This is a genomic window from Neorhizobium sp. DAR64862/K0K3 (assembly GCF_050500185.1).
In the GTDB taxonomy this organism is placed as follows: domain Bacteria; phylum Pseudomonadota; class Alphaproteobacteria; order Rhizobiales; family Rhizobiaceae; genus Neorhizobium; species Neorhizobium soli.
Map to the genome: position 1 here is coordinate 852,878 of NZ_CP191450.1, position 15,763 is coordinate 868,640.

Below are 15,763 nucleotides of genomic sequence, written 5' to 3' on the forward strand. Positions count from 1 at the left end.
GTCGTCTCCTAATTCAGGCAAAGGCCTGCTTGAGCGACGCGGCCGATGCCTTCAATGCATCCAGTATGGATTTGCTATCTCGTTCGAATGGGTAGAACACTTCGAGGAATACCGGAGATTGCGCAAGTCCCGTGCGGGCAAGCAACGCTTTGGCCTCAGTGGGATCGACTCGACCTTGTTCCGTGAAATCCCAGTGTCGGTCGAACTGGAAATCCGTCTGCTGGATGTGCACAGCGCCGATGACATCGTTCAATTGGGCGAACCATGGCTCCATTGTATCTGCCCGCTCGCCATAAAGCGGCTGGAAGGTGCCGTGACCCCAATCAACGCAGAGGCTCCAGGGTGTCGCGGATCCGGCCACATCGGTCATCATCTGGCGCGCCTGGTCGACGGTCCACGGCCATTCGCGGCGCATCGGCGTCGGCTCGACGTAAAGCTCGGAAAGACCGGCCGCCTTTGCCTTGTCGCCCAGGCGCAGCATCCGCTCAATCAGGCCTGTATAATCGCGTTCATCGATGGCTTGCGCCTCGCTTCCATCTGTGCGGGAGGCAATAGCGCCCAGCGGACCGCCGACGCCCGGAATGCCGGCCTCGGCGGCGAAACCATAGGCGCGTTCAAGCCATGCCTCGGCGAAAGCGCGCACGTCCTCATCCGGGTGCAGCAACTGATTGAAGGTGTAATGCGCAAGCCCGATGAAGGCGCTGTGAATGAAGATGCCGTGATCGTCTGCCGCCTTTCTCACATCTTTCGCTTGGCGGGAAAGCACAGGCGCTGGCCACATCGGATCGACCAGATCGAAGGAGAACTGGATGAGGTCCAGGCCCAGTTGATCCCGCACCACGGGCGCCCAGAGCTCAGGCGTGATCCAACGCTTGACGCAGAAGGAGAGGTTGATGCCCAAAGGGTTCGCCGCATTCATTTCGTCGCTCCCATTGTAAGGCCGCGCACCATGTGGCGCGATACGATCAGCGCGAAAATGGTGACAGGAAGAACGATGACGGTCCCGGTCGCCATGATCTTGCCCCAGGGCAGTTCATAGCCGGACATGAAACTGGTCGCGACGACCGGGGCGGTCTGCACATCACGGCGGGTCAGCACGAGGGCGTAGAGCAATTCGTTCCAGGAGAAGATGAAGGAGAAGATGGCCGAGACCGCAATGCCCGGCGCGCCGAGCGGCAGGTAGATCTTGCGGAAAATGGTGAACTGATCGGCACCGTCCAGACGCGCCGCCTGTTCAAGATCAGGCGGGATGGACTTGAACTGGTCCGTGCAGATCCACACCACGATCGGCAGGTTGAATGTGAGATAGATCAGGATCAGCACGAGATGCGTATCGAGCATCCTCAACTGAAGTGCCAGAATATAGACCGGGAGCGCCAGAACGATCGGGCTCGTCATGCGGTTGGAAATGAACCAGAACCAGAGGTCGGACTTGCCGCGAAACTCGTAGCGGGCAAGGGCGAAGGCGGCGGGTGCGCCCAGAAGAACGGCAAGTGCCGTTGTCGCCGTGGCTATGATCAGCGAATTGCCGACAGCTCCAATCACCTTCGAATCCGCGAAGATTTCTCGGTAGTTATCGAGCGTCGGGGCAAACATCCAGACCGGCGGCGAAGCCAGGATATCGGCCTGCGTCTTGAAGCTCGCCGAAACCATCCAGTAGAAAGGAAACAGTGTGAACAGGATGACGGCGGTCAGGCCAAGGGCATGCAGGATGGTACCGGACGAAAGACGCATCAGTTCACCTCCTTGTAGAGAACGCGGATGTAAAGTCGGCTGAGCAGGATGGTGATCACCAGCAGCAGGATGGCCTGTGCCGATGCCGTGCCGAGATCGAAGATGCGGAATCCGACACGCTGGATGTAGATGGAAACGAGGTCTGTGGCGGAGCCCGGCCCGCCGCGCGTCATGACGAACACCATATCGAAAAGTTTCAGCACATCGGCTGAGCGCAGGATCAGAAGCGCCGTCAAACCTGGCATGAGATAGGGAAGCTGCACATGCTTCAAGAGCGCCCATTTGGAGGAGGTTTCCAGCCGCGCCGCTTCCTCGATTTCACCCGGCACCATGGAGAGACCAGCCAGAAAGATGAGGGCGCAGAAGGGCGTCCATTGCCAGATATCCATGATGACGATGGCCGCAAAGGCACCCGCCTGCGAGCCCAGCCAATCCAGCCCGCCGATACCGAGCGCATCGAGGAACCAGTTTGCCACCCCAAAATCACGATTGAAAATGAGCCGCCCGATGAGGCCGACCACGGCATAAGTGGTGGCGAGCGGCACCACCAGAGTGACGCGCGCCAGCGATTTCAGGAAACCCATGCCCGTCTTGTGCAGAAGAAGCGCGATCATCAGGCCGAGCGCAATCTCGACAGGCAGAACCGTGATGTAGAACTTAGCCGTCAGAAACAGCGACGCCCAGAAGGTGCCATCGGTCAGCACGGATATGTAATTTTCCAGCCCGATAAACGGAAAACCATCCCGCGGACGCGCGATGTTGTAGCGTCTGAACGATGTCACCACCGCAAAGATCGTGGGATAAATGCCGATGATAAACAGCGTGAAGACAGCCGGTGCCAGAAACCAGAACGGTGTCCAGCGGCCGTAACCGCGATTGGGTCTGATCTTGGGTTGAGGCGTCATCCTCGTCATCGACTTATCCTGTTCATGCCGGATGGAAGGGGTAGCGGCGGCCCTTGGGGTGCTGCGCAAATTCCCTCATTCCAGATTGGTATGGTTGGCGCGCATCGCAGCCGGCGTCACGCCGAGCTTGTCACGCACGGCAAGCACGAGCAGCTCGAACGCAACATAAAGAGCGCCTTCGTAGAGCGACCCCATGGGCAGCACCGATGTGCCCCCACCTTGATCATTCGCCATGGTCTGTGCCGGAACATGCAACACCACATCCGCTTTCGCAGCAGCTGCTCCCAAAGGCTGGGCTGTCACCACCAGAACCCGGGCACCAGCCGCCTTTGCAATGCCAATCAGCGCCGACACGGTTGAGAAATCGCCGGGGCCTGCCGAGACGATGAGGAGATCGCCGTTTTCGACCGGTGGAGTGGTCATATCCCCCACCACGGCGGATTTCAGGCCCAGATGGAAGAGGCGCATCGCCAGCCCCTTGATCTGTAATCCCTCGCGGCCCACACCGTAGAGCGCGATGCGGTTGGCCGTAGCGATGGCGGCGGTAGCCGCCTCGAATGACGTATGATCGATACCGGCGAGACAATGGCCAAGTTCCGCCAGCGCCTTTTCATAGAGATGAAGCATGGTTCTGTTCCGCAGGATCCAGAAAGGGACGTGGATGATGGCGACCGCGCGCCACCATCCACCAGCAAACACCCTGGCAGGTGCTGGAGAGTGTCAGAGGTTTACTGCAACAGCTTCTTCTTGCCGTCGTAGTAGCCGTCCTTCTTCAGGATATCTTCCATGCGGGTGCCGATCTCCTTGGAGCCAGCCTCGACGGAGACCTCACCCAGCATGACCTTGGAGCCCCATTCGGCAACGACTTCGGAAATGGCCGGCCATGCGGGGAAGCGCGGGCGGAATTCCGGCACGCCCTTCTGCCAGGAGGCCACCATCGGCTCGACGAACTTGTACTTCGCCTTGATCGCCGGGTCATTGTAGATCGACATGCGGCCCGAGACGCCGCCCGCTTCCACGTAGGACTTGGCAATATCTTCTGAGGTTGCCCACTGGATGAAGAGCCAGGTGGCCTTTTTCTGCTCCTCGGTGGCTTGTGCAGCCACCGCCAGCGAGAAACCGCCAAGCGCCGGCAGTCGCCCTGCCGGGCCAGCCGGTTCCGGAGCAACAGCAAGGCAGTCGCCAAGCTTTGACGTGGCCGGATCGACCAGCGTCCCATAGAATGCCGACCATTCGGTGATCATCGCGACCTGGCCCTGTGCCAGCGCATTGACCGCTTCTGCATGGTCGAAGCTGACGATGCCGGGCGGCATGTACTTCATCAGGGCCTGACGGAAGTTGAGGCCGGCCTGGCTTTCCTTGCTCATCAGATTGGACTTGAACTGCATGTCGAGCAGCGAGCCTCCGAAGGGCCACAGGAAGCGCATGAAGCTGTCGGCCGACTGCGTTTCACCGCGCAGCGACTGAAGCGCGAAGGCATACTGGTTCTTCGATGCATCCGTCAGCTTCGGCCCATAGACGTTCATCACCTCGTCCCAGGTTGCCGGGGGCTTGTCGAAGCCGGCTTCCTTCAGCTTGCAGGAGTTGTAGAACAGGAGGCCGGAATAGTTGTCGAAGGGCAGGCCATAGGTCTTGCCACCCCAGGAGCCAAAGGCGTCGAGCAGAAGCGGGAAGAAGCCATCCAGCTTCAGGTTGGGGTCGGTGATCGACTTGTCCTCGGCGAATTTATCAATCGGCTCGATCCAGCCGTTTTCCGCAAACTCACCGATCCAGACCAGATCGACGAGTGCCATGGTGATGTCACCCTGCGACGTGAAGTTCAGGACTTCCTTCTCGCGGGTGTTCTCGTAGGGAACGATCTCATAGTTGACCTTGATGCCGGTCTTCTTTTCGAACTCCGGCAGAAGCTTGATGATGGCGCGATAGCCAGGGCGATCCAGAAAGATGCCGCTGATTTCCGTACCCTTCAGCGGCTTGGCGGCATCTTCCAGCCAATCGGCATGCGCCGCATGCGGCATCACGGCGCTGGCAGTCGCAAGAGCCAGTACGCTGGCGCAGATTCTCAACAGACGTTTCATTGCACTCCTCCTACGGTGAAAGCCGCCTCCCCGGCAGCCTCGTTCGATCTTCAGACGCAGGGGGTCCGAGAAGGTCCCAGTCGCGGCACCACCTCCATCCGGGCCTCCCAAGAACCGGCATTTACCCCTTCGAGTCCAGTAAAAGACATGGCTTCGCCATTCGCGAATACAGCGCGTTTGGCAATCGATATCAGTGACTTAAGCTCGCCGACCCTCTCGGCGGGGTGGATTATTGATACATCTGTATTTTTATATTTGCAATAGCATCGTTGAGCGAATTAGGATGCCAGGAGACACAGGAAACGGGAGGCAGCCGTTGGTTCATCATCACCCCAATCCCAATGATATTGCCATTCGCTGCAAGCTCGCCGAAGACGTTGCGCGGAGAGCGGGAGACAAGGCCCGTTCGTTCCTGGCGACACCGGAAAAGCTCGGATGGATTGAGAAGGCATTCTCGCAGGATATTGTGAGCGCCGCCGACGAGGCGACGGAAACCTATCTGCGTCAGATGATCCGGCAGGCCTTTCCGGAGGATGGCATCGTCGGAGAGGAAGCGGGATCAACGACCGGCAGTTCCGGCTTCGACTGGGTCATCGATCCCATCGACGGAACCATGGCCTTTCTGGTGGGGCAGCCAAACTGGACCGTTTCGGTCGCAGTGCTCCATCAAGGCGAACCCGTGGTGGGCGTCGTCGTGGCCCCCATCCTGGACGAAGTCTATGTCGGCAGTCTGGGCTGCGGTGCGACCCTGAACGGCAGGCGTCTCGAGATCAACGAGGAATGGACCATTCGCTCCACGACAGTCGGCTTCGGCGGCACTGAAAGAGCTGATCCCCTCAAGGTCGGTGCCTTCGTCACGCGCCTATACCAGGAAGGGGGTGTCCTCTTCCGCGTTGGTTCGGGTGCCTTGATGCTCGCCTATGTCGCAGCCAACCGGCTTGCCGGCTATTACGACCCGACCCTGTTCTGCTGGGACTGCATGGCCGGTATCGTGCTCATCCGCGAGGCTGGCGGCCTGGCGGAATTCGCCGGCAGCCTGTCAGAACCGGGAGAGATATGGGCGGGAAACCGCAATGTCCTCGACAATCTCAAGCGCATCAGTGCAATGCGCGATGAGGGCATGTGAGGGATCGGCTTGAAAATGGCTTACCGCCCCTGCGCGAGGTTCGCTCTTCTTGACCGAAGAACCAACCTCGCTTGGAGATATCTCAGGGCGACGGGTCAGCCGCCGAGGACAAACCTTGAAAACGCCAGCGAATTACGGGCATCCTCATCCATCTTGGCTTCGTTTGCACCATCGGTCAGGTCACGCCAGACGCGAATGTCCGAGCCGATGGTTCCACCGGTCTTGACGAAGGGTTCCATGACGACCACGCCGCTGTAGTTGATCTCGCGGAGGGCGGCACCGATCTCGTGCCAGGGCATCCGGCCTTTGCCTGGGACACGGCGATTGCTTTCGCCGGTATGAAAGTGGCCCAGAAGCGATCCGGCGGTGCGGATCGCATCTCCGAAGCTGTCTTCCTCGATATTCATATGGAAGGTGTCGAGCATCACCTTGACGTTCGGTTTGCCGACCTCCTTGACGAAGGCGACGCCTTCGGCCGCGGTGTTCAGAACGTGGTTCTCGAAGCGGTTCAGCACCTCGATGCACAGGTTGATGCCAAGATTGTTGGCGAAGTCGGCTATGCCATGAATGCCTTCAACACCGCGCGCCCAGTCGCCTTCCTTATCCACCGGCTGCGAATAATCGACAGGCCAGTAGGAATGCAATGCCCCGCCGATCGTCTTGATATCGAGCTTGGCAACGTTGCTCAGCGTCTTTTCAAAAAAGGCCTTGCCGGCCGCACGCACCTCCCCGTCGGGCGAGGCAAGATACTTGCTCTTCGACGGGCCAATGCCGGCAGTCAGAATGATATTATTGTCGATGGCACTCTGCTTGATGGCGGCAAGTTCGGCGTCGTCATAGTCATTGATATGGTGCGCAGCCACCTCGATCACGTCGAAGCCGAGCTTGGCGACCTTCTCGATATAGGGGCCGAATTTCGCGCTCCACTCGTGCTCCCAATAGGAATAGTAGATGCCGTGTTTCATGAATGTCTCCCTTTGGAATTGAAATCTTAAGTGGCTTGCTGATGTGCAGATCGGGTTACCCGCTATTGCCCACACGCAGATCTGGCTCGGCGCTGTTGGCTGCGATGAAGATGCCGTTCGGCAGGTCGTTTTCTTCAACCTTCTTGTTGATCTCCTCAGGAGAAAGGCCGAAGCCGCGCCACCGGTTCTGAAGACGTTGCCGCAGGTCCTCCAAGGGCACGTCTACGAATACGGTGAGATCGAAGATGGCTTTCAGCCGGTTCCAAGGTTCCTGCTGCGCCAGCAGGTAATTGCCTTCGCAAACGATGATTTCCGTCGACTGCGGAATGAGCCGACCGCCAGCGCGGGCAATCTCGATCGACCGGTCGAAGACGGGAACCGCGATGACATCGTCTTGATTCGCCTTCAACCGTTGCAGCATGTGCCGCAGACCGTGCGCATCAAAGGTATCGATGGCGCCCTTGAAGGCACGCCGACCCATCTCGTTCAGCACGGCATCATCATAGTGATAGCCGTCCATGGGAAAAAGCGCGGCTTCAAGACCGTGTTGTGATGCCAGCAGATCAACAACCTGTTCCGCCAGCGTCGATTTACCGGAGCCCGGTGCGCCGGCAATGGCGACCAGAATTCGCCGTCGCCCCCGCGCATTGAAGCGCTCGGCAGACGCCGTGGCGATGGTCCTTGCCGTCGCCACGATCCCCGATGATACCGTATTAGCCATTTGATGCCTCCACCCTGTCTGTGCGAACCCAGCTCACGCCAGCCCGTACTGAACGCCTTGTTGCGCAGGAATGAGACGCCGTTTTCGAAGACCTCGTCAGCATCGCGGGCAACGGGACGCCATGTCGAGATGGCGCCCGCCATCTCAACCGGCATTCCGGCAAAACTTTCGAGCGTCAGCACACCCTTGAAGCCGATGGCGGCGAGTGCCGAAAAGAGCGCATCCCACGGCACGTTTCCGTAGCCCGGCGTGCCGCGGTCGCTCTCCGACATGTGCATGTACTTGAGGTGGTCGCGAGCCGCGATGATGCCGTTTGCCACACCCTTTTCCTCCATATTCATATGGAAGGTGTCGAGATGGACGAAGACATTGTCGAGGCCGATGCGTTCGACCAGTGCAACGGCCTGGGCTGCGGAATTGACGAGATGGTTCTCATAGCGATTGACGGCTTCGATGCCGAACTGAAGCCCAAGGCTTTTGGCGTGTCTTGCTGCGGCGCCAAGAGCCAGGGTCAGATTATCGTATTCCGCTTCGGTGGGGGGAAAGCCGGTGCGCTCATTGGTCCCGCCATAAGTCACTCCGGTCAACGCCTCGGCGCCCATCTCGGCGGCCGTGTCCAGCGCAGCCTTGAGGTGTTCGACGGCCGCATCCGGGCGCCGCGACGGCCATGCAGGCTCAGGCATCACCAGCGAACAGGCAGCCCGAAGACCGTGCTTTTCCAGAAGCCCGCGGCTGTGTTTCGCGTCGACGGACGGAATATCGATCAAAGGAATTTCGATGAAATCCTGTTTGTACCGGGCTGCACCTTCGATGGCGCGCTCTGCCCCTGCGTGGTCCCACAGCGTGGTCCACATCATTGCATGTATGCCGAGTCCCTGCACGTCAGGCCTTCTTTCTCTTGAAAAAGCGATAGTTCGAAGCAAGCGTTCGTGCCGCCATCACCACGATCATCAACACGCCCCAGAGCGCTGTCGCCAGATGCTGGTTCGCGCCCATTAGGTTGAGGCCGGACGACAGGAGTTGCAGGACGACCAATGCAACGAAGACCGGCAGCACACGACCAAACCCACCGAACGGATTGACGCCACCCAGGAATGCCGCAAGCACAGTGATCAGAAGATAGGATTCACCATGGCCGACGCGCACCGAATTGAACCGGGCGAGCATGATGATGCCGGCGACCGCGCACATGATCCCTGAGAGCGTGTAGACGAGCACGACGATCTTGCGCGTGTTGAGACCGGAATAGTTGGCCGCTTCCATGTTGGAGCCAATCATCAACAGCCCGAAGCCGAGCTTGCTGCGTCTTAGCAACACATGCCACACGGCAACGCAGACAATGAAGATCAGGAGCGGGATAGGAAGGCCGAGAAGCGATCCATGGCCAAGCGGCGCCACATAGGCCGGAAAGCCCGAAACATCGCCGCCGCGCGTGAGAAACTCTCCAAGCCCTCGCAGGAAGATCATCATCGAAAGTGTGACTAGGATGGGGTGCGCGCGGGTATAGGCGATGGCAACGCCCGTCAAGGCGCCGGCTGCGGCACCGGTCGCAAGTGCGGCAAGGCAGGCCAGCAAGAAGACGCTGACCGAAGCATCCGCCCCACCATGCGCCTGCAGCACCCAGGCGGCCGCAAGGCCTGCAAGATTGGCCGTAAAGGTGATCGAGAGATTGATGCCGCCGGTCAGAAGCGGCAGCAACATGGCCAGCGTCAGCAGGCCGAGTTCCGGAAGCTGGAAGGCAACCGAGCCGAACGTGGCAAGCGACAGGAAATTATCCGCCGCAAGACCAAAGATCAGCATGACGGCCACGAAGGCAATGACCGGACCGCCCATGTCCGCACCGAAGGTCGCGTTGAACTTCTGCACAAAGGTCTTCATGAGCGCTGGCTTCCTTTTCGGGAGGAACTCTTTAGGGCCTCAGGCAAAAGCTTGTCGAGCCGGGCGGACGAAAGCGTGATGGCGGCGAGAATGATGGCCCCGACAATCATCTTGAAGGCAAAGGGGGAAACACCCATCAGATTGAGCCCGTTCTGGGTGATGGAAACCAGGAGGACGCCCAGCACGCAGCCAAGCACCGACCCCTTGCCGCCACCGAGGCGCGCGCCGCCAAGCACTGTCGCAGCCAGCACATCAAGCTCTCGGCCATAAAGCGCGTTCGGCACTACCTCCTGCGCGTAATGCGCCTGCATGAGCCCGGCGATACCGGCCATGAGGCCTAGCCAGCCGAAGGAAATGTAGTGCATGGCACCGATATTGATGCCGAAACGGCGCGCACCTTCCGGGTTGTCGCCGAAAGCGTAGAGCTTGCGGCCGGTCGTCGTGCGCGAGATCATGAACGAGGTGGCGACGCAGCAAAGGATCATCACCACGACCGGCAGGGTAAGTTCAACCCATGACCCGTCCGCCATCTCGTGTTCGTAGAAGACGACACGGTTGGAAAGCCAGTCCGGCAAGTTGTAGATCGACACCCCCTTGGTGAAGAACATCAACAGGCCGAAGAAGATGTTGAAGGTCGATATGGTCGCGACGATCGAAATGATCTGCAGCCGGTAGATCAGAAAGGCGTTGATCAGCCCAAGGCCGGTGCCAACGACGCCTGCAATCAGAAATCCTTCGGCCCAATTGCCGCCGCCCAAAGCGCCAAGCGCCAGCACCGTCACATACTGCGCGACTGAAGCGGCGACGGCGAAGGAAATGTCGATGCCGCCGGAAATCAACACGACCAGAAGCCCGACCGCGAAGATGATGTTGACGGCGGAAATGTTCAACACGTCGAAGGCGTTGGCGACGGTCAGGAAGCGGTCTGTCCCGAAAGACAGGCCGATGCAGAGAAGAACCATAACGGCAATGAGGGTGGTTTCGGTCGAATGACCTAAGACGAGCCTACGCATAGACGGTGGACTCCAATTCTGTAAGCGACGTTTGGCGCGGGTCGTAGACAGCCTGGAAACGACCCTCCACCATGTGGATGACGCGGTCGGCGTTGAAATAGACTTCCGGCGGCTCGTCGGAGATGAGGATGATCGCAAGGCCTTCGGTCGCCAGCTTTCGGACGATATCGAATATGCCGGCCCTCGCCCCGACATCGACGCCAACGGTCGGTGCATCGAGGATCAGAATCTTGGGGCCTATCGCCAGCCATTTGGCAATCGCCACGCGTTGCTGGTTGCCGCCGGAAAGGGTGCGGATCGGATCATCCGGCGTACCGATCTTGACGCCGAGTTCCGAAATCCAGTGCGAAACGACATGAGACTTGCGGGTCGACGAGATGAGTCCCCCCGACAAAATGCGGTTCAGCGAGGCCATCACGAGATTGTCGGCGATGGACTGCGGCTGGTTGAGACCGAGCGACAAGCGATCCTCGGAAAGATAGGCAACACCTGCGCGGATCGCGTCCCTGTTTGACCCAAAGCTGACCTTCTCTCCCTCCAGCAGGATCTCGCCGGAATGCGGCTGGCGCATTCCAAACAGAGTGAGCGCCAGTTCCGTGCGTCCGGCACCGAGAAGGCCGGTGATACCCAATGTTTCGCCGCGCCTGAGATCGAACGAAACATTGCTGAATTCGTCGTTGCGCGTCAGGTTTCTGACCGAGAGAACGACCGGCGCATCGTCATGATCGGAGGCGATGACGGCACTGTCGAAATTGCGGCCGGTCATCAGTTCGGTCACACGTGACTGGGTCATGCCCTCGACGGGATAGACGCCAACAAGTGCCCCGTCGCGCAGTACGGTGATGCGGTCGGAGATCTCAAGCACTTCCCCCAAACGATGAGAAACGAAAACCACGGCGACACCGGACGCCGAGAGATTGCGGACAATCTCGATCAGATAGTCGGTTTCCGATTGCGTCAGCGACGCCGTCGGCTCGTCCATGAAGACAAGACGCGCTTCGCCGACCAGCGCACGGGCGATCGCCACGATCTGACGCTGGGCGATCGGCAATTCCTTGAGCGGTTGGTGAACGTCCAGGCTGACACCCAGTCGGGCCAGTGCCTTTTCCGCTGCAGCCTCGATGGCGCGCTTGTCGATCAGGCCGTATTTGCCCTTCACCGCAAGCTGGAAGCCTATGTTTTCAGCGACGGACATTTCGCCGAAAAGCGCAAGGTCCTGCCAGATCACCTGAATGCCGATCGACTGGGCCAGCGTCGGTGTCATCGCGGCGATCGGTTTGCCGTCAAATAGAAGTTCTGCGCCAGCTTCCGGCTTATAAACCCCAGTGATGACCTTGATGAGCGTGCTCTTGCCGCAACCGTTTTCCCCCGCCAGGCAATGGACTTCCCCCGGATTGACCTCGAAGGATACGCCTTTCAGGGCACGGACGCCGCCGAACGTAACCTTGATGTTTTTAAGGGAGAGAAGCGGGTGTGAGACCGTCATTAACGTGTACTCCGTCTGCCCACGCTTGCCGCGCGACCATTCGACTGACTTGCATTTTTTGAAAGAAGTGGGCCACGCGGACGTTGCCGCCCGCGCAGCCCTCAGGCTCCGGGAGGATCAGAGCCCCATGGAAACCAGCTTATCGATGCTTTCCTTGTCGATCTTCAAAAGCTGATCGACGACGATTGTGTTACCATCTGGCGTGATGGTGCCGAGGCCTTCGATGGTCTCACCGGCAGCCGGTGTCTGGCCCTTGGTAATGCGGTCGGCAAGGGTCACGAAGACTTCGCCGGCCTGCTTCGGGTTCCACATGAAGCCGCCCGTCAATGCGCCGCTCTTGATCAACTTGGCGCCCTGTCCCGGCGAGAAAGGTCCCACAACGAAGATCTTGCCATCCTTGCGACGCTCTTCCACGGCTCGGCCAGCGCCGATCGGACCCTGCGAACCGAACGCCATGAAGCCGGCAAGATCGGGATTGGCCGACATGAGGTCAAGCGCCGTAGAACGGCTCTTGTCGAGATCTTCGGCAACGCCGTAACGATCCCCCACCAGCTTCATGTTCGGATAATTGGCCTTTATATAAGCGATCGCCGCATCGGCCCAGGCGTTATGCAAAGGCACTGTCAGCGAGCCAACGAAAACGGCATAGGAGCCCTTGCCGCCCATCTTCTCGGCAAGAGGCTTGCCATGCGCTTCGCCGAAGCCCTTCGCGGACGCCAGCTCGAAATCCCAGTCTGCACCCGCCTGCTTGGGCGATTCATGGGTGATGATCTTAATGCCAGCGGCCTGAGCCTTCTTCAGAACCGGCTCCAACACTTTGGCATCGTTGGGAACTACGCCGATAAAGTCGACCTTCTGAGCGATCAGGTCTTCGATGGCGCGAACCTGCAGGGCCGGGTCGGCACTGGTGGGACCCACCATGAAACCATTGACCCCGAGCTTTGCGCTCCGCTCCTTGATGCCTGCCTCCATGGCGTTGAACCATGGAATGCCACCGATCTTCACGACAACGCCGATTTTTGTTTCGGCAGCAAATGATGCCGTCGATGCGAACAGCGCCAGCGAAATGCCAAGCGCAACTGAAATAAGTTTCTTCATGGGGTCCTCCTCCTTAGAATATCCCTGACGCGAAAATGCCTGCCTGCAAGAGCTCGTGCCCAGCGGTCGAATTTCCTGTGCCTGATACAGGCTCCTCCCTCGTCGCTCCTCAAGCGAACCACCGGCACAATCGATATTTCTACGTTGCACAATCGATGGTGCAGGCACAATATCACCAAGCGGGCTTTCGTCAAGAGGGTCTGCCATTTACAACATGCAAGATGTAAGGGGTGATTCAGGCATGACTGAAAAGGAACAGAGGAAAGCAACGATTTACGACCTTTCGGTCAAATCAGGCGCATCGGCTTCGACGGTGAGTGCTGTCCTGAACGGCACATGGCGCAAGCGCCGCATTTCGGAGGAGACCGCCAAAAAGATCATCTCCTTGGCAGAGGAACATGACTACACCGCCAACCAGCAGGCCAGGGCGCTCAGGAGTTCGCGGTCGGGATTGGCGGGATTGCTTCTGCCGGTCTATGATACGCGCTTCTTCTCCTCCATGGCGCAAACATTTGAATTGCAGGCCCGCACACGCGGCCTGTTGCCGCTCGTGGTCGCAGGTCGCCGTGATCCGGACGAGGAGCGCCGGACTGTCGAGCAGCTCGTCGCCTATTCCATCGATTCGCTTTTCATTGTCGGGGCAACCGATCCGGACGGCGTTCATAACGTTTGCGTTCGGGCGGGAGTACCCCATGTCAATATCGACCTGCCGGGCACACTGGCCTCTTCGGTCATTTCCGATAACAGGCAGGGTGCGAGGACGCTGACCTCGGCGATCATCCGGCACGCCCAGCAAGCGGGGCCTCTCAATCCGGATGATGTCTATATGTTTGGCGGTCGCGACGATCACGCCAGCCGCGAGCGCACCATCGGCTTCCATGCTGCGAAAGCGGAGATCCTGGGGCCCTCTACAGGCGACGACATGGAAAGCACCGGCTATTCGCCCAGCATGACCGCGCTTGCCTTCGAACGCTTCTATGAGCGCCACGGACGACTGCCGCGCTGCTTCTTCATCAATTCGTCGATCAATTTCGAGGGTTTGCTTCGCTTCATGGGCAAGCACGATGGCGAAGCCTTCGGCGATATCGTCGTTGGCTGTTTTGACTATGACCCCTTCGGATCCTTCCTGCCGTTTCCCGTCTACATGATCAGACCGAATATTACGGACATGCTCGAAAAAGGTTTTGAGCTTGTGGACACAACGAAAGATGCGCCCCGCATTGTCCTGATCGAGCCTCAGCTTGTGCTCCCACGGACGGCCCTCGAAGGACCACTGGATGAGTTGAAGGACAGCGTCGCATCCGTTTAGCCAAAGAAGGGGATCGTCCGGTAGTTGATGCCTATCCACAAATCCGCCTGTATTGCCGAAAAGCTGACTGGGAGTTCCAAGGTGCTTCCAATGATGGCAGCTCTAGCCGATCCGTACGACTTGGGTGCCTCAATCATCCGCCTCTAATTTACACCTTGAAAATTTTCGTGCCCTCGATTTATAACTCGGCCGCAGGCCTTGGCCTGCAATCCGCACAACGCGGCGGGAGGCCGTTGTGCCGGATTCCGAAATGATCGAAAGGCATGTTCCCGCTCCAGCCTTAATGGCTGTTGCGCGATATGCCCGTTCGACTGAGCGACGAGGCCCGCCTGTGAAGATGTCCGATTTCATCTCCCCCATGCCCGCGGTTTTCCACTGTCCTTCAGCCGACACTCTCAAAGGAACTGGAAAATTCAATTGTCTGACGCAAACGGCTCTCCAACAAGCGACTGACTTGACAGTCAAGCGTTTTGCCATGGTTTTCCGTCCCTGATGATGGCGTTGAGGATGGTGAGCAGTTTGCGCATGGTGGCGACGACGGCGACGATCTTGGGTTTGCCGGCAGCGACAAGACGGTCTCGGAAGGCCTTGAGGGTTGGGTTGTGTCGGCTGGCAACGAGAGCGGCCATGAAAAGCACGGCCCGCACCTTGGCCCGACCTCCGCCGATGAAGCTCTTGCCTTTCCACGTGCCCGATTGTCGGGTCCAGGGGGCAAGCCCCGCGAGGGACGCGATCTGCCGCCGGTCGAGGCTGCCCAGTTCCGGCATCTCGGCGAGAAGCGTGCGCGCCGTCGCCGGCCCAACGCCTGGCACGGAGGTGAGCAGCGTCTCGCGCACCCGCCAGACGGGCGACTTGCGGATGTGGTCGTCGAGGTCCTTGTCGAGGCTTTCGAGCTCGCGCCGGAGAGCCACGAGAAGACGCTTGATGCTCTTCTGTGCCTGTTTCGCGAACGCCATGCGTTCCCGGTTCTCTTCGGCCACGATCATCTGGACGATTTGTCGCCTGCGGGCCACGAGCGCCGAAGCTCGGGCCTGGTCGCCAGCACATAGGCGGCGATCACCGCCGCATCGATGGCGTCGGTCTTGGCCCGTCGGCCGAGCGCATTGGCATAGGCGCGCACCTGGGCTGGGTTGACCACGACAACGGCAAACCCGGCTGCGGACAGTCCGGCAACGGCCGCTGTCTCGAAGCCGCCGGTGGCTTCGAGCGCCACCATGTGGACGCCGATCGGCTGCAAGCGCTGCACCAGATCGTCGATGCCGGCTTGCGTGTTGGCCAACTCGAAGACCCCACCTGACGGCGCCACGGCCACATCCAGGCCATCCTTCGACACATCAATCCCTACCACGATATCCATCTTATCCCATCCTTGCCTAAACGGACTTTGCCTGTGCAAGCGGCCCTGGCGACTGTTCGGATTCGATGGAACGGCGGACGGAGACCCTTGCTC

13 protein-coding genes and 2 pseudogenes are annotated in these 15,763 nt (G+C 59.4%); 2 read left to right on the top strand and 13 right to left on the bottom strand.

The window, feature by feature from the left end; genetic code table 11:
- Nucleotides 1–13: 13 nt before the first annotated feature.
- The 5 genes from ACQY1L_RS20740 to ACQY1L_RS20760 all read right to left on the bottom strand — a co-directional run bounded on the left by ACQY1L_RS20740 (nt 14) and on the right by ACQY1L_RS20760 (nt 4,717).
- Complete coding sequence (locus ACQY1L_RS20740) at nt 14–919, bottom strand: sugar phosphate isomerase/epimerase family protein (protein WP_092662636.1); 906 nt, start codon at nt 917–919, stop codon at nt 14–16.
- Nucleotides 916–1,734 (bottom strand): carbohydrate ABC transporter permease, encoded by an 819-nt coding sequence (locus ACQY1L_RS20745; protein WP_113469347.1) that lies wholly within the window; start codon nt 1,732–1,734, stop codon nt 916–918. The genes ACQY1L_RS20740 and ACQY1L_RS20745 overlap by 4 nt, the downstream gene beginning before the upstream one ends.
- Nucleotides 1,734–2,648, bottom strand: coding sequence for a carbohydrate ABC transporter permease (locus ACQY1L_RS20750; RefSeq protein WP_430244144.1), 915 nt, complete (start codon nt 2,646–2,648; stop codon nt 1,734–1,736). The genes ACQY1L_RS20745 and ACQY1L_RS20750 overlap by 1 nt, the downstream gene beginning before the upstream one ends.
- 66 nt (nt 2,649–2,714) lie before the next feature.
- Nucleotides 2,715–3,266, bottom strand: a complete 552-nt coding sequence (locus ACQY1L_RS20755) for an SIS domain-containing protein (protein WP_430244146.1) — start codon at nt 3,264–3,266, stop codon at nt 2,715–2,717.
- 101 nt (nt 3,267–3,367) lie between these two features.
- Complete coding sequence (locus tag ACQY1L_RS20760) at nt 3,368–4,717, bottom strand: extracellular solute-binding protein (RefSeq protein ID WP_430244147.1); 1,350 nt, start codon at nt 4,715–4,717, stop codon at nt 3,368–3,370.
- Nucleotides 4,718–5,033: 316 nt separating this feature from the next.
- On the opposite strand from ACQY1L_RS20760, the gene ACQY1L_RS20765 reads away from it, so the two are divergent.
- Nucleotides 5,034–5,843: an inositol monophosphatase family protein gene (locus ACQY1L_RS20765; RefSeq protein WP_430244149.1), complete on the top strand. Its 810-nt coding sequence runs from the start codon at nt 5,034–5,036 to the stop codon at nt 5,841–5,843.
- Between the two features lie 95 nt (nt 5,844–5,938).
- Here the strand turns inward: ACQY1L_RS20765 and ACQY1L_RS20770 are convergent, their stop codons facing one another.
- From ACQY1L_RS20770 to ACQY1L_RS20800, 7 genes and pseudogenes are all read right to left on the bottom strand, one after another.
- Complete coding sequence (locus ACQY1L_RS20770) at nt 5,939–6,808, bottom strand: sugar phosphate isomerase/epimerase family protein (protein ID WP_430244151.1); 870 nt, start codon at nt 6,806–6,808, stop codon at nt 5,939–5,941.
- Between the two features lie 55 nt (nt 6,809–6,863).
- Nucleotides 6,864–7,529 carry a nucleoside triphosphate hydrolase gene (locus tag ACQY1L_RS20775; protein ID WP_430244153.1) on the bottom strand — a complete coding sequence of 222 codons (666 nt, stop codon included), beginning with the start codon at nt 7,527–7,529 and terminating at the stop codon, nt 6,864–6,866.
- Between the two features lie 33 nt (nt 7,530–7,562).
- Nucleotides 7,563–8,410 (bottom strand): annotated as a pseudogene (locus tag ACQY1L_RS20780) (sugar phosphate isomerase/epimerase family protein).
- A 1-nt stretch (nt 8,411) separates the two neighbouring features.
- Entirely contained in the window at nt 8,412–9,407 is a 996-nt protein-coding gene (locus tag ACQY1L_RS20785) for an ABC transporter permease (RefSeq protein ID WP_430244155.1), read from the bottom strand.
- Nucleotides 9,404–10,420, bottom strand: coding sequence for an ABC transporter permease (locus ACQY1L_RS20790; RefSeq protein WP_430244157.1), 1,017 nt, complete (start codon nt 10,418–10,420; stop codon nt 9,404–9,406). The genes ACQY1L_RS20785 and ACQY1L_RS20790 overlap by 4 nt, the downstream gene beginning before the upstream one ends.
- Nucleotides 10,413–11,906, bottom strand: a complete 1,494-nt coding sequence (locus ACQY1L_RS20795) for a sugar ABC transporter ATP-binding protein (RefSeq protein ID WP_430262039.1) — start codon at nt 11,904–11,906, stop codon at nt 10,413–10,415. The genes ACQY1L_RS20790 and ACQY1L_RS20795 overlap by 8 nt, the downstream gene beginning before the upstream one ends.
- A gap of 117 nt (nt 11,907–12,023) precedes the next feature.
- Nucleotides 12,024–13,004, bottom strand: coding sequence for a substrate-binding domain-containing protein (locus ACQY1L_RS20800; RefSeq protein ID WP_430244158.1), 981 nt, complete (start codon nt 13,002–13,004; stop codon nt 12,024–12,026).
- A gap of 241 nt (nt 13,005–13,245) precedes the next feature.
- On the opposite strand from ACQY1L_RS20800, the gene ACQY1L_RS20805 reads away from it, so the two are divergent.
- Complete coding sequence (locus ACQY1L_RS20805; RefSeq protein ID WP_092662612.1) at nt 13,246–14,313, top strand: LacI family DNA-binding transcriptional regulator; 1,068 nt, start codon at nt 13,246–13,248, stop codon at nt 14,311–14,313.
- Between the two features lie 461 nt (nt 14,314–14,774).
- Here ACQY1L_RS20805 and ACQY1L_RS20810 read toward each other — a convergent pair.
- Nucleotides 14,775–15,670, bottom strand: a pseudogene (locus ACQY1L_RS20810) (IS110 family transposase).
- Nucleotides 15,671–15,763 lie beyond the last annotated feature (93 nt).